Consider the following 23,363-nt stretch of genomic DNA (forward strand, 5'->3'; position numbering starts at 1 on the left):
AAGCGTCCGCTCGCCAGCAGGTGATGCAACGGGCGACGCCACATTGCCACCTCGCGTCCGTACGCCAAGCGCTGTCACTCGCTCGAAGCCAGGCGCGCCCGCGCCCGTTCCGCACGCTGGGTAGCGGACTCACCGGACAACCGGCTGAACAGACCCAGCGCACGCTCGCGTTCCTCGCTGAAGGCATACCAGGCAAGACCCATCACCCCGAACATCGCCAGCAGCACCGGGTGCGGCACGTCAGCGCGCATTCCCTGCCCGACCAGAAAGCCGCAGGCAAGCGTGAACAGGCACAACAGCAGCACCGTGCGGCCGACGCTGACCCCCGCATCGATCATCAGGTGGTGGATGTGGTTGCGGTCGGGATGGAAGGGTGACCTGCGCATGCGGATGCGCCGCACCATCACCACCAGCGTGTCCATCACCGGGACGGGCAGCAGCCACAGCGCCAGTACCGGGCTCACCGGATGGCCGGCGTTCTGCGTGAGGCGGAACGAGAACCAGGCCACCACGAGCCCGAGGAAGGCACTTCCACTGTTGCCCATGAACAGACGTGCACGTGGGTGCCATGGCGATCGCATGTTGAACATCAGGAAACCTGCCACCGCGCCCATCAGCAGCATCATCCGCTCGGCGATGAGGTCATTGCCCGCATACAGGGCCGCGGCCCCAAGCATCAGCAGCGCACACCAGACCAGGGCGCCGGCCAAGCCGTCGACACCATCGATCATGTTGATCGCGTTGATCAGGCCAACGGTGGCGAACACGGTGAACGGGACCGACAGCGCACCCAGCGCCATCGAATCCAGCCCCAGGGCCGGCCCCAGCTGCGCCACGCGCACGCCGCTGGCGTAGACCATGATGAGGGCCGCCACGACCTGTGACAGGATCCGCCAGTACCAGCGGACGTCGTAGATGTCGTCCAGCACGCCGATGCCGATCAGGACCGCGGCGGCGGCGGCGAAGCCCCAGAAACCATCTCCCACCACGGGCGAGCCGACCGCCGCGACCAGTACGCCGGCCACCATGGCCAGGCCCCCGGTCACGGGTGTCGGCATCGAATGATTCTTCCGCCCACGCGGATGGTCGACGAGTCGCAACTTCGGAGCCAGCGGTGTGAGCAACCACAGGGCAAGCGTCGTCGCGGCGAAGGCAGCGAATGCCGATAGCCAGTCGAGCCGTGCGACCAGATCGAATGCCACTAGCCAGCTCCTGACGGAGGCCTTTTGCAGCGCAACGTACATTCAGGACCGAGACGGTCGCGAGAAAATCAGGTTGCAACACCGCTATTTACCTTTTGATAATCCACTTAATGCGATCCGCCGCGCGCAGGATTAACCATTCAGTTGCCCGTGGGCGAGGACCTATTACCGGGCCGGCGGCCGGGCCTGGCCTTGCTTCAGCAGATATCGCGCCGCGACTGCGATCAACACGCCGCACACGCCGCCGGCCACGTTGAAGGCCGCGTCGCCAAAGCCGGCCTCCCGTCCGTCCGCAAGCCACTGCGCCAGTTCTGCGCCGATCCCAAGGCATGCAATCAGCAACAGTCCGGGCCAGCCTCGCAATCCTGCCCGGCCGACCCAGATCAGCAGGCCAAGCCACGCGAATGCGATGACGTGGATCCATTCCGGGGGATCGAGCGGCGTCGTCCGGGTCAGGGCATACAGGCGATGGACATGGTCCATGCCCACCCAATCACCCAGCATCCCGGTCGGCAGGAACAGAAGCGCCGACACCGCAAGCGCAGAGGCCACCAGCATGCAGGCGATCGCCGGATGGCTTCCACGCGCAAGCAGGACCGCCAGGGCGATGGCCATCACCGCCAGCAGGAGCTCGGCGGCAGTCACGGTGCGCGCCGGACGTCCCGATACACGGCCATCGTCCGTTCGATCACGATCTGTTCGTTGAACTCCGCCAGCGCCTTGGCGCGGGCCGCCTTGCCGAGCCGGGCCGCCAGCGCCGGATCATCGTGCAAACGCGCGATCGCGCAAGCGAGCGCCTCCGCGTCGCGCGCTTTCACGAGCAGACCGTCGACGCCGTCGGTCACGACCTGCCGGCAACCGGGGACGTCGGTGGTGACCAGCGGAAGTGCACACGCCGCCGCTTCGATGAGGCCCTTGGGCAGGCCTTCGCGGTAGCTTGGCAGCACCACCATGTCGACCGACGCAAACAGCGCGGCCATGTCGTCCACGTGACCCAGCCACTGGAGGACGCCTTCGGCGACCCATCCGCGCACTGTGGCCTCAGGCACTGCGGCTGGATTTCCGGCATCGGAATCACCTGCGAGCAGGAACTCGATCGCTCGCCCCTCACCCCGGAGACGGCGTGCGGCGGAAACGTACTCGGCCAGGCCCTTGTCCCATAGCAGGCGCGCGGCAAGCAGCACGCGCAGCGGCCGACCGGTCACTGGAGATGGCCTGGAGAGAAAGCGCGAGCAGTCCACGCCGGAACCCGGTATCAGGTGGACGCGAGCCGAGTCCACCAGGCCCGCCTCCGCAAACAGGGCCACATCGTCCGGATTCTGCAGGACCAGGCGAGCCCCCGGCCCGCCGAGGGCCAGCCGCAGCAATTCCCGCACCAGCGGGCGCAGCATCCGCGCCTTGAGGGAATCGCTGATGAAGACGTAGCCCATCCCCGCCACGGCATTCACCCGGCCAGGCACCCCGGCAAGACGGGCGGCAAGCGAGCCGTACACCGCGCATTTGATGGTGAACCCATGCACGATGTCGGGCCGCTCCCGCCGCAGCACGCGCACCAGATACATGAGCAACACCGCCTCGCGCAGCGGGTCCAGGCTGCCCCGATCCATCGGCACGGCCTGCCAACGCAGGCCGAGGGCGCGCAGCTTGTCGCCGTAGGCGCCATCCGGCGAGATCAGCAACACCTCGTCCCCCGCGTCGCGCAGTGCCAGCGCCAAGGAGCGTCGAAAGTTGTAGAGGTACCAGTCGGTATTGGCGAAGAGAACGATCCTGCGCCCGGGCATGTCGTGCGACATCAGCCTTGCTCTCCCAGTGCTGCGCGAGGTGACCGGAATGCCAGCAGCCGTGGCCGCCGGAGCGATGTTGCGCCGGCGCAGTTACTCGGAGGTATCAGCCAGCAACAGGTAATACGGCGTGACGGTCAACACCCGGGCGCGGCTGACCGGAGCGCTGCGATCGGAAGCAGCAGCATCTGTGTGGAATGTCGTGCCGATGACCAGCCGTCTTACGAATGTCCAGACCCGCTGCCGAGCGCATTCAGTCAATGCAGCGCAAGCCGGCGCAGCAACGTCCCGATTCTGTCGATGGCACGCTACCCGGGAGATGATGCTCAACGGGTGTGCGCTCCGCATGGATTTTTATCCTCGAGATCCTGCCGACTCATAACGGTCGGCAATATCGCGTCCGCGGCGGATCAGGGGATGCTCGAAGAACCTCCATGAGATTCTCCCAGCCATGAACGTGATGGCAGCGACCGCCACCGACAGCCCGAGCACACCCGCTGCGGAAGCCACTTGGGGAGGGAGGACTCTGACCAGCGCCGCGATCACGAAACCATGGAACAGATAAACAAAATAGGAAACCAGTCCCAGACTGGCGAACCATCGCGTCACCGGCCACAATCTGTTGTCTGGGCGGCCCACCACGCAAAGCACCAGCCAAGCCGAGGCGCAAGCAATCGCCGTGTAACCGACGGTAGCCACGAGCACGGTCTCGCGACTGATAAACGCACACGCCGCGACGACGGCGAGCCACGCGATCCATGGGATCCACACCGGCACGGTCAATCGCTGCTTCGTGTCTTGACGCAGCGTCGCCATCACGCCGCCCATGGCGATGGCATCTACCCTGCCTGGCGCGAAGTAATACAGCGTGATCGGCTCCAATGCGAAGAGGGCGATGCACACCACCCGAACGATAAGCGCGCATACCACGATCCATCTCAACAGCGTGGTGAAGGCCGGCCGGCTTGCGATGAAGAGTACGCCGAACAGCAGGTACGCGAACTCCTCTACTGAAACCGACCACGTGATCGTGTAAGGAACGCCATTCTCGCCCCAGAACGGAATCGCCCACGCGGTCAGGAGCAGGAAGTTGACCCATATCCTGTGGAGCACGCCATCCTCGTGTCCGACGGCGATCGCTGCAAGCAGGTACAACACCACCGCGACCATGTAGATGGGGACTATCCGGAAGAATCGCCGGATGTAGAAAGGTCGAAGCGATGCGCCCCGAGGGTATCGCAGGAGAATCGTCGTGATCAGAAAGCCGCTGATTCCGAAGAACAGGTCAACGCCGGCCCACCCGATTGCGGCAATGAGCTTCGCCACGACCGAATGTCGAGCTTCAGGGAACTGGAACCACACGTGATGGACTATGACCAGAGCGATGGCCACTCCGCGGAGGGCGTCCAGGGGCATGAAACGGCGTGGCTCGTTCGTTGCGGCCTCGCCAGTGGAAGGCCAGGTCCGCGTCACGCTGCCGTGCGGATCACCGATCGTCGCAGTCATTTCGGCAGGTCAAGCTCTGAGGAGCGAAGAAACAGCGCGTTCTGGTATGGAAAGTAGGTGAACGCCGTGTTGGAAAGTGCCAACCATGCGACAAGGACCGCTCCCAGGCCCACCGCGCAACCGATCCGCGCCAATGCCCGGCCAGGCCCCTCGCGCATCACTTGTGGAAGGTACGCGATGAAAGTGATCGAGATCGGGAAAAGATAGAGCGACATGCGACTGACCGCCACGGTCATGAAAGGCGAGAACGCCAGTAGTGCGAACGCGAGAATGCACAGCTGCTGGAGCAGGTGCCAGTCGCGGACAAGGCGTGACCAGCGCTTGCGGAAGGCAAGCATGATCCCTGCCGGCACCAGGTTGAGGAGCAGGTGGAACACCGCGCCTGGCGAGTACGCGCCGTGCGACTGCTCCACGTACACGGTCGTATACCTTTCCCACGCCCCCTCGGACTTGCTCAACAGCCACAGGCTGGCCACACCGAGGAAGGCGAGCAGGAGAATCTTTTTCAAACGGCTCATCTTGATGTCGGCCACTGCAAGCACGAGAAGCAGCAGCGCACTGACGTGGAACAACGCGGCAAGCAGAATCCATGCCGCCCTGCGGGCGATGCCCAGCCGCTCCCATTGGGACATGGCGTACATGACGATCCCGATGGCGATGCCCTGCCGGTTCGCGCTCATGACTGCAACAATCACCAGGAATGGCATCGCCGCGGCCAGCGCCAGCCATCGATTCGGTTGCTTTGCGCAGTAGGAGAACAGGCCGAAGACGAAGATCGCCGCGCCCAGCAGATTGACCCCGTAGACCCCCCAGCCCAGCTGCGCGGAAAGCCATGTCAGCAGCGAGTACATCGGCTCCATCATCCGAGCCGCCTCGAGCGGCGGCATCCCGTTGATGCGCTCCGTCAGCAGGATGTATCCAGACCAGTCGCCTCCAACCTCATGGCGCAGTCCGACAAAGATGACGAGGATCATGCCTGCAGCGATCCAGGCAGCCGGCTGCGTCCTGCGCCAATAGAAAATGGCAGGTATCGCAACGAGGCAGTAGACCAGTATGTATGCGGTCATGGATGCTCAGGCCCTTAGCCTGTCCTCGTTCCAAGCCTGGAACATCAGCACGGACCACAAGCGACTGCCGAACGAGCCTTCGCCGCGCAGGTGCCTTTCCCAGGTGGCACGGATCACGCGCGATTCGAGGTACCCCTCGCTGACAAGCCGGCTCTCGTCGAGCAATGCTTCCGCCCAATCACGCAATGGACCACGCAACCAGTCGTCGATCGGTATCGCGAAGCCCATCTTCGGGCGATCGATGAGGGCCCGGGGAACATGGCGATCAAGCAGGCCGCGCAGGATCCATTTTCCCTTGCCATGTCGCAGCTTCATCGACATCGGAAGCGTCCACGCGAACTCCATGACGTCGCGATCAAGAAACGGCGCCCGCGTTTCCAGCGAAACTGCCATCGCGGCGCGGTCGACTTTCACAAGGACATCGTCCGGCAGGTAGGTCATCGCGTCCAGTGCCATCATGCGAGCCACGGGGTCGGCGAGCCGGGGCCAGCGCGCGCGGTCTTCCAGCAGGTTTGGCGGGATCGGGGCCTCACGCGCGGGGAAGTCATTCCCCGGCCACTCGGTGACCAATGCCACGTAGAGGTCATCGATTCCCTGCACGTCACGCATCCGCTGTCCAAGCTTGTGCGCTTTGTCGCCTGGCAGCCCCACGCCGGCACGCTTCGTCAATGGCCCGATCAGCCTGTTGAGCAAGGACGCGGGCACGGCGGTCAGGCCCGCGGCCAGGACGGGCCTGAGTCGTGCCGGAATGCGCTCCATCTGCCGCCACACCGAAGGCCCCAGGAAGTACCTGTTGTAGCCGCCGAAGAACTCGTCTCCCGCATCGCCGGACAGCGCGACCGCCACGTGCTGCCTGGCGAGCTTCATCACCAGATGGGTTGGTAGCTGGGAAGAGTCCGCGAATGGCTCGTCATACATGCTCGGCAACTGCGGTATCAGCCGGAGCGCATCGCCTGCCGACAAGCGCAACTCGGTATGCTCGGTACCCAGATGCGCGGCCACAGCACGTGCGTGCACCGCTTCGTCGTAGACCTTCTCGTCGAAGCCGATGGTGAATGTACGCACCGGCCGGCTGCTCTTGGCCTGCATCAACGACGCAACGAGCGACGAATCTATCCCCCCTGAAAGCAATGCGCCGAGTGGAACATCGGCCACCATCTGGCCCCGGACCGCAGCACCGAGGAGACGCTCGAGTTCGTCGAGTGCCTCGACCTCGCTGCCCGGGAATGGATCGGAGGTCCCGCGCTCGGCGACCTCCGCGAGCGACCAGTAGGCCACCGGGAGCACATGCCGCTCGTCGTGCCGCAGCCGGATCCAGCTTCCAGGTGGCAGTTTGCAAATGCCGGAGTAAATGGTGTGCGGTCCAGGAACATAGCTGTGGCGCAGCAGCAGCGCGAGCGCGCCGCGGTCCACGCCTGCGTCGAACGCCGGATGCGCGCGGAGTGCCTTGAGCTCGGAGCCGAACAGGAACGTATCGCCTTGCCAGCCATAGTAGAGCGGCTTCTCTCCGGCGCGGTCACGGGCCAGCCAGAGGGTGCACTCCCACCGGTCCCACAGCGCGAGCGCAAACATGCCGACACTGCGCCTCAGGGCCTCCTCGATACCCCATGCATTCACCGCGGCAAGCAACGTCTCCGTATCCGAATGACCGCGCCATGCAGGGGCGACGCCATCAGCCTCCAGGCGCCTTCTCAGGTCAAGGTGATTGTAGATTTCGCCGTTGTAGGCCAGGACCCACCGGCCACTTGCAGAGGGCATTGGCTGACGACCAGCGTCGCTGAGGTCGACGATGGCCAGGCGGCGATGCGCCAGCGCCACGCCCGCACCGGAATCTACCCAGACCCCCCCATCATCGGGGCCGCGATGGCGAAGGCGGTCGGCCATCGCCGCCGCGATGGCACCACTGTCCGTGCTGCTGGGGGAACGCGTCCAGAAACCAGTCAGGCCACACATGGTGTCCCTCCCTGTGCAGCGTTGCGAAGTGTTTCGGCCAGTATGGGGACGTGCAGATGCAGCGAGTAGTGCGCGACGGCGCGCTCCCTGCCGGCCTGCCCCATCTGCCGGGCGAGTTCGCGGTCGTCACGGAGCCGGCGGAGGGCATCAGTCCACTGCTCCGGCGTTGTCGCCAGGAAGCCGCAGCCCCCTTGCAGGACATCGGTGTTCGCGCCGACCGGGGAGCCGATCGCCGGGACGCCGCAAGCCATGTACTGGATCAGTTTGAACGCGCACTTCCCCCGTGCCCAGTCATCGTCCGGAAGCGGCATGACCCCCACGTCAAAGGTGTTGATGAGCTCGACCTCCGAGGCCTCGCTCCAGGGAATCTCGCACACGTCGACGCCCGCAATCGCGGGCGCCGGACCACCCACGACAACGAGCCGGACGGGCCCCTCCCGCCCCAGCAGGCTCAGCGGCTCTATGAGCTGATCCAGATAAGGCGCCGTGGAAGGGGAGCCGATCCAGCCCACCGTGTAGATTCGACTCGCCTGGCGCGGCGCCGGGACGTATCGATCCGTGTCCACGACCGTTGGCAGGAGCGTGCTGCGCGGATTCAACGCGGAGGCGTAGCGATGGAGCGTCCGGTTGCCGGCAGTGACCGCGGCGGCGTTCCGGACCACGACGTCGAACTTGCCTCCAAGCACGCGGTCGAGCACGCCGAGCCCGCCCCTGCGGTACTTCAGGTAGAACGCATCGTCGAAGTCATAGACATAGGGCGTGGACCCCAGCAGCCTCCGCTCCAACCAGCCCGGCATGAGGGGGTACAGCTCGCAGTGCAGCATCGCGACGTCGTGCCGCTGATCGCGCAGGTGGCCGAGGCGATGCAGACCCTTCGCCAGCATCCCGGCCAGCGGCAGGCGCCCACCGCTGAAGCGCCGGCGAAGGTACTCGTCATCGAGCAGCGACCTGACTTCGAGCGCGATGCCGTGCCCCGCCAGACCAGGCACGTACTGGCCAAGGCGATAGCGCGTGCTGGCCGCCAGAGGGCCGTACAACGCGAGGCCCAGGACGCGCATCACCGCTTGACCCCAACCGCGCACCAGTACGGCGCGTTGTCCGAGAAGCGGATGTCGACCAGGCCTGCCGCGACCATCATCCCCTCGACCTGGTCCCGGGTGAAACGCTGCTCCAGCGGGGTCCCGAAGCGATCCCTGGAGTCCGTCCGCATCGTGTACCAGCTGCGGCTCCGGTAGTAGGACAGGGGCACGTTCGACACGTCATACCCGAGCGCCTCCAGCAGCATCGAGGTTCGCGCCAGCGGGTAATAGACCAGCAGGGCGATCGTATCGGTGACCAGATGCTTCGGCGCTGGCGGCAGTCGCTGGACAAGGCGCCGCACGTGGTCGGAGCACTGCCACGCCAGCCGGAAAGCAGCGCCGCGGTTGTCCATGGCGTAGTACAGGTACACCAGGAATGGCGCACCCGGCTTGAGCATCGCGACACAGGAGCGGATGGCTTGGGCTGTGTCCGGAACATGATGGAGGACCCCGAGCGAGTAGCCGAAATCCTGGCTGCCTGCGGGCAGCACCCCGTCGTCCACCGACGCCTGGTGCAGGCTCACGTTCCCGACGGCGGAGAGGCGGCTGCGTGCAACGTCGATCGCCGACGATGGGTCGATGCAATGCAGGTGGCCGACACGCGGCGCCACGAGAGTTGCCCACCGGCCCGAGCCACAGCCCATGTCGAAGCCTGAAGCGCCTGCAGGAAGCGCATCCCATGGGAAGACGGAGAAGTAGTCCTGGAAGATCTTCCTTGCTTCTTCTTCCCCCATCGCCGACTGGTCGAACCTCGACCACTCGTCGCCGAAGCTTTGCACGGTGAGATCGTCGATATTTTTCTTCATCTGGCGTCGTCCAGCTGTCGATAGACCTCGGCGTACCGGGAGACGCCCTCGCCGAGCGAGAAGTGCCTATGGGCAGCGTCCCTGCAGCGCTCATGGATGTGCGGGTCGGAGGCGAGCGCGAGCAGATCGCGTACGCCGCTGGCAAGTGCGGCGTCGTCAGTGATGTCTATGGCCACTCCCACTCCAGCATCCTCGAGGATGGCCGCCATGTCCCCAACGCCGCGGTTGGCGAGGCAGGGAATGCCGCAGCCAAGGAATTCGCCCAGCTTTGTGGGCGCCGAGGCCTGTTTGGAGAACACCGGCTTGATGAAGAACACACCCGCATGCATCCGCGCCATCTGCGCCGGCACCTCGGCGTGGCTGACGCTGCGCAGCTCCACGTCGGCCAGCGATACCCCGCCTTGCTGGAGCCGCTCGCGGATGTAGTCATGCTCGTTGCGGTTGATCACCAGCAGACGCGCATCGCCCACCCGTTCGCGCAGCAGGCGGAAACTCTCCACCACGGCATCGAACAGGTACCAGGTGCCGGCCGAGCCGACATAACCCAGGACGAAACCCGGCCGGGGCGTATCCCCGGGCACGAAGTGGTCCAGATCGGCGCAGGTCGGAATGACGGTGACCGGCGGCATCCGCCCGCGCAGATAGTCGAAGCCGGCCATCTCGTCGACCGCCGCCCGGGTCAGCGACACCACGTGATCGGCTCCGAGCAGGAACCGCCGCTCGAACGCCTTCGCCACGCGGTAGATGGCGCCGTCGCGTGGCCACAGCCCGCCGTCCACCCGCTCATCTGCCCAGAAGCCGCGCATGTCGAACACGAACCGCGTGTCGGAGAGCCGCTTGAGTGCCAGGGCCATGACCCCCGGCACGTAGCTGCGGGCGTGGACGATGCCGATCCCGTGGCGCCGCACCAGCCCCAGACCGGCAACGGTTCCCACCCCGATGTCCCAGGCGGTGGCCACTGCGGAGGGGCGCTTGTGGTAACGCCGCGGATGCCAGTGGATGCCGGCGGCGCGGATGCGTGCGGCCGTCGACTCCCGCAGCGTCGCGTCCTGCCAGTCCTCGGCCTTCTCGAAGCTCAGCAGATGGATGTCCCGCTCGTCTGCCAGCTTTTCGAGATAGGCCAGCACCTGGGACTGCCCGAGCGGTTCAAGCATGCCGTCGTAGGCAATGTAGAGCAGCGGCTTCAAGCTGGCCTCCCTGCACGCCAGTCGGGCAGCAGCAGATCCAGGTATTCGTCGGCGATCTTCTCCACGGAAAAATCGCGGGCACGCGCCTTGAGCGCGGAGCGGTCGTGCGTCCCCCGCAGGGCCGCCTGCATGGCGGCCGCCAGCGCTTCGGGATCGCCGACCGGCGTCAGCGTACCGTACTTGCCACCCTCCAGAATCTCGCTGGGCCCGGCCGGGCAGTCCGTGCTGACGATCGGCACGCCGTACTCCATGGCCTCGACGATCACGTTGCCGAAGCCTTCGTAGTCGGAGGCCAGAACGAACAGATCGGCGTGGGCGTACCACGCTGACGGGTCGGCCACGTACCCGGGCATCGACACGCGGCCGTGCAATCGGAGATCACGCACCAGCGCTTCGAGGCGCGGGCGCTCTTCCCCCTCTCCAAGGATGCACAAGGTCAGGTCCGGCTCGGCCAGCCTGGCGAACGCCCGGAGCAGCAGGTCGTGGCGCTTCACCTTTTTCAGTGTCCCGACCGTCAGGACGACGCGGCCCGGTTCGCCCAGAACCCGTGGCCTCTGCAACAACCCGGTTGGTGCCCGCATCCCGGCGGCCGGATTGTGGACCACCCGGAAGTCGCTCCGGGGAAGCCCGGACAGCGCGGCAAGCCCATCAGCGACACCCGCGGACACACCGATGCGCGCATCGGCCCAAGGATATGCGAAGCGCGTACTGCCACGCAGCACTGCCCGGTGGACCCGGCCACGACCGGCGTAGGCAAGCGAGAGCGGCGAATGCTCGCTTATCGCGACGCGGCCGCGGAACCGGACCGCGCGTGCGGCGAGAGGGGCCAGCACGGTCAACGGCCACATCGCCGCGAGCAGGGCCTGCGGCCTACGGCCGCGCAGGTAGCGGGTCAGAGGCACGAACGCGCTGCGGATCCGTGGCGCGCCGAGGTCGACGAGCGACGCCCCTTCCGGCAGCTCCTGGAGCAGCTCGCCCGCCCGCCTGAGCAGCACGAATTCCACCGCGAAACCCCGCCGCAGCCAGATAGCCGCCATTTGCAGCCGCATACGCTCGGCGCCGCCAGGACCGAGATCAGGTAGAAGGATGGCAAGCGTGGCCATTATTATTCTGACTTCTCGGCCAACCAGTTGTTGCCATCCAACTTCCTAAGAGCGAATCCTGCATCCTCAAGCAACGCGCTTAAGGCATCCTTGCTGACACACCCCCGAGACCAAGCCTCATAGGCGATGAAATTTGTCTTTTTCAAGAGGCTCTTCGCGCCACGAAAGGCCTGAAGTTCGGCTCCCTCAACGTCGATCTTCATCAGTTTTACAGACGAAATGCGTTCGGCAACCGCATCCAGTGTTGTGGTTTGGACCGGAATTTCGCTACTGGTCTCGTGGCGCTCTGCACCGCCACTGATCGAGGCTTGCCCATACTTTCCGGCCTGGACCATCGCGATCACCACGTCCCCCTCCACGTCACTGATGGCATTCTTGACCACAGTGACATTGCGCAGATGGTTCATGTGGATGTGTGACTCCAATCGCTTGGCTGTGTCGGGCATCATTTCAATGCTGATCACCCGCCCGCCAGGCCCAACCAGGCGCGAGGCCAGCACCGTATAGATTCCGATGTTTGCCCCGGCATCGATGAATGCATCTCCGGGTCGAAGGACTTTTCGCGCCAGTTCCGCGATTGAATGTTCGCGCCACGGCAGAACATGCCAGAGGTCATCGGTGCGGGCGCGTAGCGAGAATCTTCCAAATCCTGGAACTTCGACGTTGGCGTCCTGCAGAAGGATAGGATCCTGCCAGTCTTGGATGTTGCACAAGCTCAAGAACGGGGCCGCCAGCGCCGAACGAATCAGCGTTAACTCATCGGCTGCGCTCTGACCTCTTACTTGCCAGAGAATTGGCAGCCAACGCACGAGACGCTGCGTGTAGTGCAGGAGCGCCCTAAGGGTGGCGCGAGCAGGGACGGGAAGGTACCGCTTTAGAGTTGCGCGCATAGAACCCTTCACCGGAATTAGTTCGCAGATTTACGCAGGAAGCCCCACACGCCCGTATCCAAGCCGAGCAAGCGCTGGCAATCACGCCACATCAATGCATTCCACAGGGCGGCAGAGGCAAGGTTGGAGTACGCCGCACCCATCATGCCGTAGTCCTTGATAAGGATCGGCGACACCACAAGCAATAGCGCTAACGCGAAAGCGGAGGCAGAGGTCACTTTTTTCTGATGGCCGGTCATGTTCAACAGCACGGCATTGATTCCAAACAGTGCATTCACTAAAGCGGCCACACAAAGTATGACCAGCGCTTGGTTTCCACTAGAAAATTCACGACCAAACACAAAAGCAAGCAACTGCTCCCCCGCAATGAAGAAGGGCAACGAAAGCAGTAGGACTCCAAGCACCATGCCGCCGGAAACTAGGGCCAGCATGCGCCGCAACTGGACACGCTGCTGCGTCGCATGCAGCTTGGCCACCAGGGGCATGCTCACTATGTTGAAGAGAGTCAGTGGCATAGCCACCAGTGCGGTGGTCGATGCCGCCACCCGGAACACCCCCACCTCCGCCACCGACACCATAGCGCCAAGAAGGAGGATTAGCAGGTGAGATTGCAACAACCGCATACCTTCGGTCATTGCCATTGGAATTGCGCTAAACCACCACTGCCTGGAGCTCGTCTCTGGCTCGTTCGCGCGCACTTTTGGCGTCATGGCACGCATCAGGAGGCGGTGGGCGACCATCAGGGAGACGGTGGCCGCAATCACGCCCAACCACATCGCCAAGGCCGGTGTCATTGGGAACAGGCCCAGCGGAACTCCAAACAACAGCAGAGAATGGAGGCCGGGACGCAGGGCGGCCTCCGCGAACTGACCTCTTATGATCTGCTGCGTTCCGCGTAGCGCAGCCGAATGTATCGACAGGAGCGCCACCACGGGAACCAGGGCGATGCCCGGCAACAACGCTTTAGCCAGCGCGCCCTGAAGCTCGCCATTCCATATCAACCAAGCAAGAAGGCACAGCCCAACGAAGGCTGCGATGGTCATGGATGCGCGCGTGGCCCATCGCAGGACGCCCCGCAGCCTTCCCCACTGCTCGTTCGCGTAAGCTGCGGCCACCTCTCGTGTCACCAACTGTGGGAAACCAAACTCCGTGGGGACCGTCAACAGCGCGATGATCGACATCGCCAAGCCATAGACGCCGTAGCCCTCTGCGCCTAGTCCACGCGCGAGCTGGACGCCGACTAGAAAGCCGAAAGCAAGACCCACGACCCGTATACCGGCGCTTCCAGTAATGGCCTTCGCCAGTGTTGGACCTAGGCTATCCCGCGCCAGGTAGTCGCGTAGTCGATTAATCAAGGCACTGGCTTCAGTAGTGCGTTAAACGGAGCGGCTGCACAGGAAGCTCTATGCTCACAGCCGCCCATCGGCGGCTTCCTTGGGCAACACGTATTTCACGTCATACAGCACGGCGCTCGGCTTGCCGTAAGCCCGGATACCAGAGGCGCCGAGAGCTCGGAACTCGTTATGCCCCACCGCAATCACGATGGCGTCGTATTCGCCCTGTCCGGGGACGCTCAGCCCTAACCCATACTCGTTCCAAGCCTCTGCTACATCCACCCATGGATCGCACACATCGACTTGCGCGCTATAACCCTTTAGCGCCGCGATTATGTCCACTACGCGCGTGTTCCGCAGGTCCGGGCAGTTCTCCTTGAAGGCCAGTCCCAGGATCAGCACGCGCGCCTGCACCGGGTTGATCCCGTTGCGCACCATGAGCCGGATCACCTGGTTCGCCACGTACCCGCCCATGCCGTCGTTGGTGCGGCGCCCGGCAAGGATCACGTCCGGGTGGTGCCCGACCTCCTGCGCCTTGTGGGTCAGGTAGTAGGGATCGACGCTGATGCAGTGCCCGCCCACGAGACCGGGACGGAACGGCAGGAAATTCCACTTGGTACCTGCGGCTTCGAGCACTTCGAGCGTGTCGATGCCCAGTTTGTTGAACAGGATCGCCAGGTCGTTGATCAGCGCGATGTTGAGATCGCGCTGGGTGTTCTCGATCACCTTCGCGGCTTCGGCCACCTTGATGCTGCTGGTCTTGTGGGTGCCGGCAGTGATGACGCTGGCATACATCGCGTCCACGAAGTCGGCTGTGGCCGGCGTGCTGCCACTGGTCACCTTGAGGATGTTGGTGACGCGGTGCGCCTTGTCGCCGGGATTGATGCGCTCGGGGCTGTAGCCACAGAAGAAGTCCCGGTTGAACGTCAGGCCGCTCCCCTGTTCGAGGATCGGCACGCACACTTCCTCGGTGCAGCCGGGATACACGGTGCTTTCGTACACCACGGTATCGCCGGGTTTCAGCACCTGGCCCAGCGCTTCGCTGGCACGGCGCAACGGTACAAGGTCCGGGCGACGCGCGATGTCGATCGGCGTCGGCACGGTGACGATGTACACGTTGCACCCGGCGATGCCCTCCAGCTCGCTGGTGAAGACCAGGCCGACGGCTTCCGCCAGCAATTCCGGCTCCACCTCCAGTGTGCTGTCGCGGCCGTCCCGGAGCTCGGCGATGCGCCTCTGGTTGATGTCGAAGCCGACGGTGTCGTACTGCTTGCCGAACTCCACCGCCAGCGGCAGGCCGACGTAGCCGAGACCGACGACGGCGATACGGGTGTTGGTGGGGCTGGGCAGGTTGGCCATTCGACTGGTATCCATGACGCGGCGGAGGTTGCGGAAAGGTGCCGGCAGGCAACCGGGCTAAACGGCCCGGTTGCGGACGTACCACGGCATGGCTTCACCGATGCCGGCCGCCAGACGATGGGTGGGCGCGTAACCGAGCAGGCGCCGGGCCTTGCTGGTGTCGGCCTGGCTGTGGCGCACGTCACCGGCGCGGAATTCCCGGTAGCACGGCGTGGCAGCGAGCGCGACACCGTGCTCCACGAGGTTGTCGCGCAGCAGGGCGAACAGGTGATTGAGCGTGGTGCGATCGCCCACGGCGACGTTGTAGACCGCGTTCTGCGCCTCCGCGTTGGCCGTCGTTGCGGCCAGCAGATTGGCCTGCACGGCATTGGCCACGTAGGTGAAGTCGCGACTGGTTTCGCCATCGCCGTTGATCCACACGACCTCGCCCCGGAGCAGCGATCCCGTCCATTTGGGGATCACGGCGGCATATGCGCCGTCCGGGTTCTGGCGCGGCCCGAATACGTTGAAGTAGCGCAGGCCGATGGTGTTGAAGCCGTAGTTCCCCGCGAACACGTCTGCGTACAGCTCGTTGACGTATTTCGTCACGGCGTATGGACTGAGCGGCTTGCCGATGCGCTCCTCCACCTTGGGAAGCGCCGGGTGGTCGCCGTAGGTGCTGCTGCTGCCCGCGTAGACGAAGCTGCGCACCCTCGCATCGCGCGCGGCCACGAGCATGTTGAGGAAGCCGCTGATGTTGGCGGCGTTGGTGTTGGCGGGGTCGGCAAGGCTGCGCGGCACGCTGCCAAGCGCCGCCTGATGCAGCACATGCTCCACACCCTGGCAGGCGCGGGCGCAGTCCCCGGGGTCGCGGATATCACCCTCGATGAAGGTGAAACGCTCCCACTGTTCCGGCGTCACCAGCCCCTGCACTTCCTCCAGGTTGTGGCGGAACCCGGTCGCGAAGTTGTCCAGGCCCACCACACGCTGGTCCAGCTTCAGCAGGGTTTCCAGCAGGTTGGAACCAATGAAACCGGCTACGCCGGTGATCAGCCATGACCGCGGATGTGCCGGCAGGACTTTACGAAGGTGCTGGTAAGCAGTCATTGCGGGCAAGCGTCCTGTTCAGCGGTGATGCGGACCATCGGACGTGTTGTGCACGCGGCTCCAGGTGGAGGCCTGTGCATGGATGCGTGACAGTCAACCGCTCATGACCACCCCGGGGCGCGCGAACGAGGCGGAAGCCGCGATGCCCGCCAACGCTGCAGCGATTGCCAACAGGGCGGGCGTACGCAGCGGATAGTCCACCAGCGAATGCGCTAGGACGACGAGCAGCCCCAGCAATGCGGACTGGCGCAGCATGCGATCACCCGGCGGCTGCCGCTGGATGGCGACGAAGGTCGCCACCAGTAACATCGCGCCCGCCAGCATCAACGCGATGGCGACGAATCCCGCTTCCAGCGGCCACTGCACATATTCGTTATGTGCGTGATTGACGTACTCGCTCATCAACAGGCTGCGTGGCGCCTCCTGCTCGAAAATCGGGACATAACTGCCCACGCCACCGCCCAGCGGCGAGAAGCGGGTGGCGAGTTCACTGGTGGCAGCGCGCAGCGGCGCGCGCAGCTCATCGACAGCATCGACCCGCATCCAGCGCAATGCCGTCAGAAGCCCGGCGATGGCCACGGCCAGACCCCCGGCCAGTGCAAGCCGGCCTCGCCGCGAGCCGCGCCAGTGCGGCCACTGCAATGCAACCACCATGCCGAGCGCGAGGATCACAAGCACGATGCCCGCACGCGAGCCGGTCAGCGGCAAGGCGGTGAGCGAAAGCAGCATCGCGACCACGCAGGCCAGCACGGTCAGCGCGCGCCGTGGGCGGCCCGGTTGCCAGTTGACCAGCGCATGGGCGGTGCCCGCACATGCCAGCGTGGCGGCGATCACCAGCAACGTGGCCTGGTGATTCGGATTGGCGAAGAAGCCGTTCATCGCCGGCGCCCACTGCGGGTAGGGGTTGAGCACGCTTTCCTGGGGGGCGCCGAGCTGGGCGACGCCGAGCAGCAGGCTGGCCATCGCAAGTCCCACGACCGCGGCCAGGACGGCGCGTTGCCCACGCGTCCGCAGGCTCAGGGTCAGCACAAAAACCGCCGCGGCGGGCAGGAGCGACAGCATGGCGGCCGTGACGGCGCCCGGGGCCAGGGACCAGCGGGCCGACTGGGCAACGCCCAGTGTGGCCAGGTCGGCATTCAGATCGCGACGCCCTTCGCCACCCCAACCAGCGGGCAGAGGAAGAAGTTGCAGCAACGGAAGTACCGCCACCAGCGCGAGCAGGGAGAGCCACGCGGTGGGCGCCGCAGCGAATGCGGTATCCAGCCAGCGCCACACTCCCCATGCCAACAACGGCACTGCCATTGCGGCGGCTAGATCAAGACCAAGACCGGCCTGCTGCGAGCTTCCGCCGCCAAGCAGGGCCACCGTCAGCAGAGCGCAGACGGCGCCCGTGGCGGCGACATCGCCAGCGTCAATGGCGACATGCGAAGTGTCCATTCGGCGCATTGCCTCCCCCTAACGAAACGGGACGGCTGCAATCCCGTCCCGTTGGCTCACGACATGGGGTGCGTCAGCGGCTGACCGGCGGCGGCGGCGCCCCCCGTAGCGGCTCCTGCGGCGGATCCGAATCGTCCAGAGTGCCCTCGGCGATCGCCACGATGGCTGCCACGCTGCCGCCAATGATACCAACGGCGCCCCATTCGACCCCGCTCGCACCCACAGGCCCGTAGACATTGCTCCTGCTCGAAGCGGCCACGCACGTGGAAGGCACGCTGTACACGCCTGCGGAAGACAACGGCTGCGAGCAGCCATTGGGATAGACGAGTGTCGCGCGGCTGCCTTCCGCCAGCATCACGCGGCTCCCAGCGGGAACCTGGGTGCCGGAGGCCGCGGGAGTGAACTCACCGCCCTGGCTGATCATTGCGCTACCGGAGTCGACCTGAAGCGTTGGCGCACTTTGGCCTTGAGCAATGGCCGGCGCCGCCACAGCGCACAGAAGTGCAGCGAAAAATAGAGGCTTGTTCATATGACGTCCTTCCGAATTTGGGGGGAGCATGCGACCGGACAGTTCGGTATTGAGCATAGGCCTCCCCGCCCTGCATAGCAACGTCTTATCGAAAAAAAACACGAATAAAATCAGTCAGATATGTGATTTCTACGTGCATTTAATGTGACAGAGGCGCCGGTCCGAGCGGTTTCTCCTATTCATCGCCAGGCATCGACTAGCAGAGTTAATAAAAAAAGCTCCAGCGGGATTACGGTCTGGCTGCTGGCACGATCCGCACGTCCGTGACCATCAGCTCACCACGCAATGCCTGCGCGACCCCGCGAGACGCCGGATTGACGAGTCGCAGCCATTGGCCGGTGCAGTGGTCACCCTCCGGCACTTCGAACCCAAGGCTGAAGTCGTTCCATGTCCTGGACTCGCGCACGCGGGCTCCGTCCGCGATACGGGTGCGGTTGTCGCCACAGGTGAGCGTCCATTCCAGTCCACGACTGGCGCGCAGATCGGCGGTGCGCATGCGCACGCGCAGCACATGCGGGCCTGGTGCCAGCAGCAGGGGTTGCTCGAGTCCGACGGCGGCAACAGGTCGGCCCAGGAAGGTGAAGCGCATGGCGTGACCGCCCGTCGTCGCCACGCGCTGCGCCACGACGCCGGGCGTGCGACGAAGATGCCAGTCGAAGCCGACCGACGTGGGCGCGTTGGCGAAGGCGCCGTTCCAGGGTTGCGGCACGCGTTCCGGCAGTCCGGGGAGCGTGCCAACCCAGGCGGCATAGGCCTCCCCCCAACGCCCGCCGCGGATCAGCCCGGCAAGCCAGCGTGCGACATCCGACTGGTCGAGCTGGCCGTGGCGCCCGAGCGCGCCGTGCAGGGTATCGAGCGCCCCGGGAGGGCCATCGCTCTCCAGATATCGCAGCAAGCGGCCACGCCACTGCGGGCGGTCGACGAAGTGACGTGCAAGTGCGTCCGCAAAGTCCGGATCGGCGACGAGCTGCCCCAGTGCTGCCATTGCCGCATCGCGATAGCGCGGCGAGACGGTCATCAATGCATCCAGCTGGTCAGCCGCGCTGGCGTAGTCACCATGTCGCAGGGCGTGGACGGCCAGCCAGCTGCGCACGTGGGCGTCGCGCGGCGCACGCCGTACCGCGACCTCGTAGCGCGCCAGGACCTCGGCCGGCGTGCCGGTGCCGGCAAGCGCTGGCGCGAGCAGCGCGAAGGCTTCGCCGCGCAAAGGCTCACGCGCCAGAACCTGCCGCGCCAGCGCGGCGGCCTGTGCCCGCTCGCCCGCTGCGAGATGCGCGCGTGCGCGGGCGAGGTCCGACTCGAGCGCGTCGGCGGCACCCCGTGTTGCGAACAACCACAAGGACAGGCTTCCGAGACTCAACACGAACAGGACGAACACGATCCTGCGTGCCATTGTCATCGCGCCGGCTCCAGCTGCACGGTCGCCACCTGCCAACCGTCCAGTCCGCGCTCCAGGCGTACCTGCATCAGTCCCGTCTCCAGCGTGCTGCCTGCATGTTCCAGCTGGTAGGCCGTGTTGAGCGTGGCGACGTCGCTGCCGAGGAGCCAGTTGGGGGTGTCGAGTGAGAGCTCCGCCTGATGGATGCCCGTCACCCGTGCCTCCAGCGCCGTGCGCAGTTCACGCGCGCTGCGCTCCACTTCTGGGCCACGCCAGCTGGGCGGCGCGACCTCGGGTGACGCCAGGTACTTCGCCAGATGCGCGACCGCGGCATCGGCTTCGCGCAGGAGCTGGAGCGGATCGGGTGGAACCATTTCGGGCTCATCCGCCACGACCACATTCTCCAGAGTCGCCGCAGGCTCGACATAGGCGATCAGTGGCAACGCCTCCAACGTAACGTCGAGTCGCGCGCCAGCCTCGATGTCATCTGGCTGCTGTGGATTCGTCGCGTTGGACTCGAGGGGTCGGGCCGTTGCGTAGTCGTCGAGAATCGGGGCGATTGAGAGGGGCGCCAGGGGTGGCGAAGCATGGGTGGGCGACAGGGAGGCGACCCGCCGGCCCGGCTGGTCAGGGTCGGTCTGTTCACGGGAGACGGGCGCCGCGGTCGTCTCTACGGCGGGCGCCCCCACTGCAGTCGGAGCGATCGCTCGCTGTACCGTGGCGGGCGGATCCCGGTGGTCAACCCACCGGTCGCCGCGCACGGCGAGCCAGGCCAGCAGCAGACAGAGCAGACCAAGCAGCAGGACCAGCCACGGAGCAAGCCGCGACCCGGGCTCGTCGACATCGGATAACGAGGTGACGCCGGCGGCAGGCAGCCGTGCCCCGACCGGACGGCTCCGCGGCCCGACGACCGTGGTGGCCAGCATGTCGTCGTAGCTGCGCCGCAGCACCGGCGTGCGCACCTGGTTCCAGGCCTGGTTGACCCGATGCGCGAAGGTGGTTTCCCACGCCAGCGCGCCCGGGTTGTGGTCGGGATGCAACCACCGCAGCAACAGCCGGTGATGCCTTCGCAGCAGCGAATCGGCGGCGCCCGCATCGGCACCAAGGATGCGATACGCATCGCTGCGATCGGTGAACAACACCTGCTGCACGAAGAACCGTGCGGCTTCCTGCAGGTGACCGGGGCTGGCACGCATGCGCCCGGCCGCCGACCGCTGCGCGGCGACGGAGCCCGACGCCACTTCGAGCAGCTCGGTCATCCCATCCGGCAGCGGGCGCCCTTGCAGCACGCGGCGATGTGCGGGAGACCGCAGCAGCCCCAGCGCAAGGTCGAGCGCCTCTCCGCCTGCGGTCATCGCACTGCTCCTGCGTCAGCCCTTGCCGATCTTCGGCGTCGTGCCATAGGCGTAATAGGACTCGTAGTTGTAGCCGTAACCGGCCACCTTGGCATCGTAGTGAGTCAGCACGCCGCCGATGATGTGCGCACGTGCGGCGGCCAGGCGCTTGATCGCGGCCTGGGCCGTCTTGATCCGCGTCTTACCGGAGTTCACCACCAGCAGGGTGCCATTCACGACATTCGACAGGATCGGCGCATCGGCGATGCCGAGTACCGGCGGGCCATCGATGATCACCTGGTCGTACTTCTCGGCCGCGGTCGTGAGCATCGACAACAGGCGGCTGCCCGACAGCAGTTCGGCGGGGTTCGGCGGCAAGGGGCCGGCCAGGATGACCTGCAGGTTGGCCTCGTCGGTGTCGCGTACCACTTCCGAGATATCCGCCGCGCCGGCGAGCAGACTCGACAGGCCCTGTTCGGCGCGAACGCCCATCACACGATGGAGCGAAGGATTGCGCAGATCGGCCTCCACCAGCAGCACACGCTTGCCGAGCTGGGCGAAGTTGCGTGCGAGCGTGAGCGCGGTGACCGACTTTCCTTCGGCGGCGCTCGCGCTGGTCACCAGCAATACCTTGGGCACGCCGTGATCGGTGGAGAACTGCAGCGCGGTCCGGACCGAGCGGTAACTCTCGGAGAAGGCGGAACGCGGGTCGGCAATGGCCTCGGCAACGTTGCCCTTGCGGACATTCGGCACCACTCCCAGCAGGGGCAGGCGCAGGTGCTGCTCCAGGTCCTCCGGACTCTTGATGGTGTCATCCACGAATTCGAGCGCGAAGGCGACCACGACGCCGAGTATCAGGCCGAGCAACGTGCCGATCGCGAGGTTGAGCAGCAGGTTGGGCTTGTAGCGCCCGGTGGGCACCATGGCGCGGTCGACGATGGACACGTTGTTGGTGCCGACCCCTGCGCCCGCCGCTACACCGACTTCCTTGTAGCGCTGCAGCAGGCTGTCGTAGAGCTGGCGGTTGGTATCGGCTTCGCGCCGCAGGATGTTGTAGTCGATCGAGCGGTTGTCGACGTCGAGCGTGCGCGTGCGCAGGGTGTTGAGCTGGGACACCAGCATGTTCTCCCGGGACTGCGCGGCGCCGTATTCCGCCTGGATCGAAGCACGCACCGAAGCGCGCTCCTGCCCGATCTGCCGGTCGACCTCCTCGATCTGTCCCTGCAGCGCCTGCATGCTCGGATACTCCGGCTTGTAGGTCTGGAGCTGCTGCTGGTATTGCGCGTTGAGCGTTGCACGCTGCTGCTGCAGCACGTTGAGGATCGAGTTGCTGATGGCGCCGGCCGGCAGTGCCCCGCCACCCGACACCTGGCTCCACGCCGCCTGCGCGCGGATGCGGTCGTCCTGGGCGGCGGCCAGCGCCTCGTTGAGCGCGCCGAGGTTCTGGCTCTCCAGGCTCTGTCCGCCCTCACCACTGGCGACGATGTTCTCGCGCGCCGCGAAGGCGACCAGGGCGCGCTCCGACTCCTCCAGCCTGCCCTTCGCCAATGCGAGTTGCTCTTCCAGGTAACGGCTCGCATAGGACGACGCATCGAACTTGCGCTCGATGGCATGGGCGATGAAGCCATCCGCGACTGCATTCACCACACGCGTGCTGAACGCGGGCAGCGTCGAGTCGAAATGCACGCGCACCAGTCGGGAATTGCGCACCGGCTCGACCGTCAGGCCCTCGCGGACGATCGCAACCGCCTGTCGAAGCGCGGCGAGCTGATCGGCTTCCGCCTCGGGTTCATCGGCATCGCTGTCGGCATCGCTCGCGCGCGGACGTAGCACCGCAGTGGCGCGTTGCCACCAGCCAGTGGCATCCAGACGTTCAATCGTCGCAGCGTCGATCGCCAGTTCGTTGGCGACGCGCTCGGCGAGGGAACGACTCCGCAACAGCTCGTACTGCGTGGTCAGGAAGTCCGGCGCCGCAGCCTCGGCGTTGCCGACCCCCTCCACCTGGAGGATCTGCACCGATTCCCGATCGATCTGCAGCACTGCGGTGGCCCGATAGATCGGCGGCATCATCAAAGTGACGATCAGCGCCAGCGCGACCACCGCCGCGAGAATGCCGAGTACCAGCCAGCGGCGCTTGACGAGGAGGTGCCAGTACGCGACCAGATCGATCTCTTCGCTGTCCTGGCTGCGCTTGTCGTCGAACATGTCCACCGCAACCGAACGGGGATCACTCGACTGCAGCGATCTGTTGACGTTGGTCGGCCGTTTGCGGCCGTCGTCGTCGGGTGGAATCGGAAGCTGATCGTCATCCATTGCCGTTTATCCTCGTGAA

General features: G+C 65.4%; 19 protein-coding genes. All 19 read right to left on the reverse strand.

What is annotated here, in order from left to right:
- Positions 1–74 precede the first annotated feature (74 nt).
- Positions 75–1,202, reverse strand: a complete 1,128-nt coding sequence (locus EGK76_RS13295; RefSeq protein ID WP_158613500.1) for an MraY family glycosyltransferase — start codon at positions 1,200–1,202, stop codon at positions 75–77.
- 165 nt (positions 1,203–1,367) lie between these two features.
- Positions 1,368–1,817: a VanZ family protein gene (locus tag EGK76_RS13300; RefSeq protein ID WP_123832928.1), complete on the reverse strand. Its 450-nt coding sequence runs from the start codon at positions 1,815–1,817 to the stop codon at positions 1,368–1,370.
- A gap of 26 nt (positions 1,818–1,843) precedes the next feature.
- Positions 1,844–2,995, reverse strand: a complete 1,152-nt coding sequence (locus EGK76_RS13305) for a glycosyltransferase family 4 protein (protein ID WP_233580307.1) — start codon at positions 2,993–2,995, stop codon at positions 1,844–1,846.
- Positions 2,996–3,337: 342 nt separating this feature from the next.
- Entirely contained in the window at positions 3,338–4,489 is a 1,152-nt protein-coding gene (locus tag EGK76_RS13310) for an acyltransferase (protein ID WP_123832929.1), read from the reverse strand.
- A complete protein-coding gene (locus EGK76_RS13315) occupies positions 4,486–5,556 on the reverse strand; it encodes an EpsG family protein (RefSeq protein WP_123832930.1) in 1,071 nt (356 codons plus the stop codon). The genes EGK76_RS13310 and EGK76_RS13315 overlap by 4 nt, the downstream gene beginning before the upstream one ends.
- 6 nt (positions 5,557–5,562) lie before the next feature.
- Positions 5,563–7,509 carry an asparagine synthase (glutamine-hydrolyzing) gene (gene asnB / locus EGK76_RS13320; RefSeq protein WP_123832931.1) on the reverse strand — a complete coding sequence of 649 codons (1,947 nt, stop codon included), beginning with the start codon at positions 7,507–7,509 and terminating at the stop codon, positions 5,563–5,565.
- Positions 7,497–8,567 carry a glycosyltransferase gene (locus EGK76_RS13325; protein WP_123832932.1) on the reverse strand — a complete coding sequence of 357 codons (1,071 nt, stop codon included), beginning with the start codon at positions 8,565–8,567 and terminating at the stop codon, positions 7,497–7,499. The genes asnB and EGK76_RS13325 overlap by 13 nt, the downstream gene beginning before the upstream one ends.
- Positions 8,567–9,394 (reverse strand): class I SAM-dependent methyltransferase, encoded by an 828-nt coding sequence (locus EGK76_RS13330; protein WP_096296488.1) that lies wholly within the window; start codon positions 9,392–9,394, stop codon positions 8,567–8,569. The genes EGK76_RS13325 and EGK76_RS13330 overlap by 1 nt, the downstream gene beginning before the upstream one ends.
- Entirely contained in the window at positions 9,391–10,581 is a 1,191-nt protein-coding gene (locus EGK76_RS13335) for a glycosyltransferase (protein ID WP_199730914.1), read from the reverse strand. Before EGK76_RS13335 ends, EGK76_RS13330 begins: the two co-directional genes overlap by 4 nt.
- Positions 10,578–11,684, reverse strand: a complete 1,107-nt coding sequence (locus EGK76_RS13340) for a glycosyltransferase (protein ID WP_199730915.1) — start codon at positions 11,682–11,684, stop codon at positions 10,578–10,580. The genes EGK76_RS13335 and EGK76_RS13340 overlap by 4 nt, the downstream gene beginning before the upstream one ends.
- 2 nt (positions 11,685–11,686) lie before the next feature.
- Positions 11,687–12,493, reverse strand: coding sequence for an FkbM family methyltransferase (locus tag EGK76_RS13345; protein ID WP_157745165.1), 807 nt, complete (start codon positions 12,491–12,493; stop codon positions 11,687–11,689).
- Between the two features lie 98 nt (positions 12,494–12,591).
- Positions 12,592–13,839 carry a polysaccharide biosynthesis C-terminal domain-containing protein gene (locus EGK76_RS13350; protein ID WP_158613501.1) on the reverse strand — a complete coding sequence of 416 codons (1,248 nt, stop codon included), beginning with the start codon at positions 13,837–13,839 and terminating at the stop codon, positions 12,592–12,594.
- A 144-nt stretch (positions 13,840–13,983) separates the two neighbouring features.
- Positions 13,984–15,267: a Vi polysaccharide biosynthesis UDP-N-acetylglucosamine C-6 dehydrogenase TviB gene (tviB, locus tag EGK76_RS13355; RefSeq protein WP_123832935.1), complete on the reverse strand. Its 1,284-nt coding sequence runs from the start codon at positions 15,265–15,267 to the stop codon at positions 13,984–13,986.
- Between the two features lie 57 nt (positions 15,268–15,324).
- Positions 15,325–16,353 (reverse strand): NAD-dependent epimerase/dehydratase family protein, encoded by a 1,029-nt coding sequence (locus EGK76_RS13360; RefSeq protein ID WP_123832936.1) that lies wholly within the window; start codon positions 16,351–16,353, stop codon positions 15,325–15,327.
- Positions 16,354–16,446: 93 nt separating this feature from the next.
- Positions 16,447–17,790 (reverse strand): O-antigen ligase family protein, encoded by a 1,344-nt coding sequence (locus tag EGK76_RS13365; protein ID WP_123832937.1) that lies wholly within the window; start codon positions 17,788–17,790, stop codon positions 16,447–16,449.
- Between the two features lie 73 nt (positions 17,791–17,863).
- Complete coding sequence (locus EGK76_RS13370) at positions 17,864–18,376, reverse strand: hypothetical protein (RefSeq protein WP_123832938.1); 513 nt, start codon at positions 18,374–18,376, stop codon at positions 17,864–17,866.
- A gap of 172 nt (positions 18,377–18,548) precedes the next feature.
- Positions 18,549–19,718, reverse strand: coding sequence for a BTAD domain-containing putative transcriptional regulator (locus EGK76_RS13375; protein WP_123832939.1), 1,170 nt, complete (start codon positions 19,716–19,718; stop codon positions 18,549–18,551).
- Positions 19,715–20,956: a DnaJ domain-containing protein gene (locus EGK76_RS13380; protein WP_158613503.1), complete on the reverse strand. Its 1,242-nt coding sequence runs from the start codon at positions 20,954–20,956 to the stop codon at positions 19,715–19,717. Before EGK76_RS13380 ends, EGK76_RS13375 begins: the two co-directional genes overlap by 4 nt.
- A 111-nt stretch (positions 20,957–21,067) precedes the next feature.
- Positions 21,068–23,344, reverse strand: coding sequence for a polysaccharide biosynthesis tyrosine autokinase (locus EGK76_RS13385; protein ID WP_123832941.1), 2,277 nt, complete (start codon positions 23,342–23,344; stop codon positions 21,068–21,070).
- Between the last annotated feature and the right edge of the window lie 19 nt (positions 23,345–23,363).

It is taken from the genome of Luteimonas sp. 100069, from assembly GCF_003813845.1.
GTDB lineage: Bacteria > Pseudomonadota > Gammaproteobacteria > Xanthomonadales > Xanthomonadaceae > Luteimonas > Luteimonas chenhongjianii.

Bases quoted from the DNA above. Each gene is read 5' to 3' on its own strand.
- EGK76_RS13300 (WP_123832928.1), bottom strand. From the start codon at position 1,817: ATGGCCATCGCCCTGGCGGTCCTGCTTGCGCGTGGAAGCCATCCGGCG.
- EGK76_RS13305 (WP_233580307.1), bottom strand. From the start codon at position 2,995: ATGTCGCACGACATGCCCGGGCGCAGGATCGTTCTCTTCGCCAATACC.
- EGK76_RS13310 (WP_123832929.1), bottom strand. From the start codon at position 4,489: ATGACTGCGACGATCGGTGATCCGCACGGCAGCGTGACGCGGACCTGG.
- EGK76_RS13315 (WP_123832930.1), bottom strand. From the start codon at position 5,556: ATGACCGCATACATACTGGTCTACTGCCTCGTTGCGATACCTGCCATT.
- asnB (WP_123832931.1), bottom strand. From the start codon at position 7,509: ATGTGTGGCCTGACTGGTTTCTGGACGCGTTCCCCCAGCAGCACGGAC.
- EGK76_RS13325 (WP_123832932.1), bottom strand. From the start codon at position 8,567: ATGCGCGTCCTGGGCCTCGCGTTGTACGGCCCTCTGGCGGCCAGCACG.
- EGK76_RS13330 (WP_096296488.1), bottom strand. From the start codon at position 9,394: ATGAAGAAAAATATCGACGATCTCACCGTGCAAAGCTTCGGCGACGAG.
- EGK76_RS13340 (WP_199730915.1), bottom strand. From the start codon at position 11,684: ATGGCCACGCTTGCCATCCTTCTACCTGATCTCGGTCCTGGCGGCGCC.
- tviB (WP_123832935.1), bottom strand. From the start codon at position 15,267: ATGGCCAACCTGCCCAGCCCCACCAACACCCGTATCGCCGTCGTCGGT.
- EGK76_RS13360 (WP_123832936.1), bottom strand. From the start codon at position 16,353: ATGACTGCTTACCAGCACCTTCGTAAAGTCCTGCCGGCACATCCGCGG.
- EGK76_RS13365 (WP_123832937.1), bottom strand. From the start codon at position 17,790: ATGGACACTTCGCATGTCGCCATTGACGCTGGCGATGTCGCCGCCACG.
- EGK76_RS13370 (WP_123832938.1), bottom strand. From the start codon at position 18,376: ATGCTCAATACCGAACTGTCCGGTCGCATGCTCCCCCCAAATTCGGAA.
- EGK76_RS13375 (WP_123832939.1), bottom strand. From the start codon at position 19,718: ATGACAATGGCACGCAGGATCGTGTTCGTCCTGTTCGTGTTGAGTCTC.
- EGK76_RS13380 (WP_158613503.1), bottom strand. From the start codon at position 20,956: ATGACCGAGCTGCTCGAAGTGGCGTCGGGCTCCGTCGCCGCGCAGCGG.
- EGK76_RS13385 (WP_123832941.1), bottom strand. From the start codon at position 23,344: ATGGATGACGATCAGCTTCCGATTCCACCCGACGACGACGGCCGCAAA.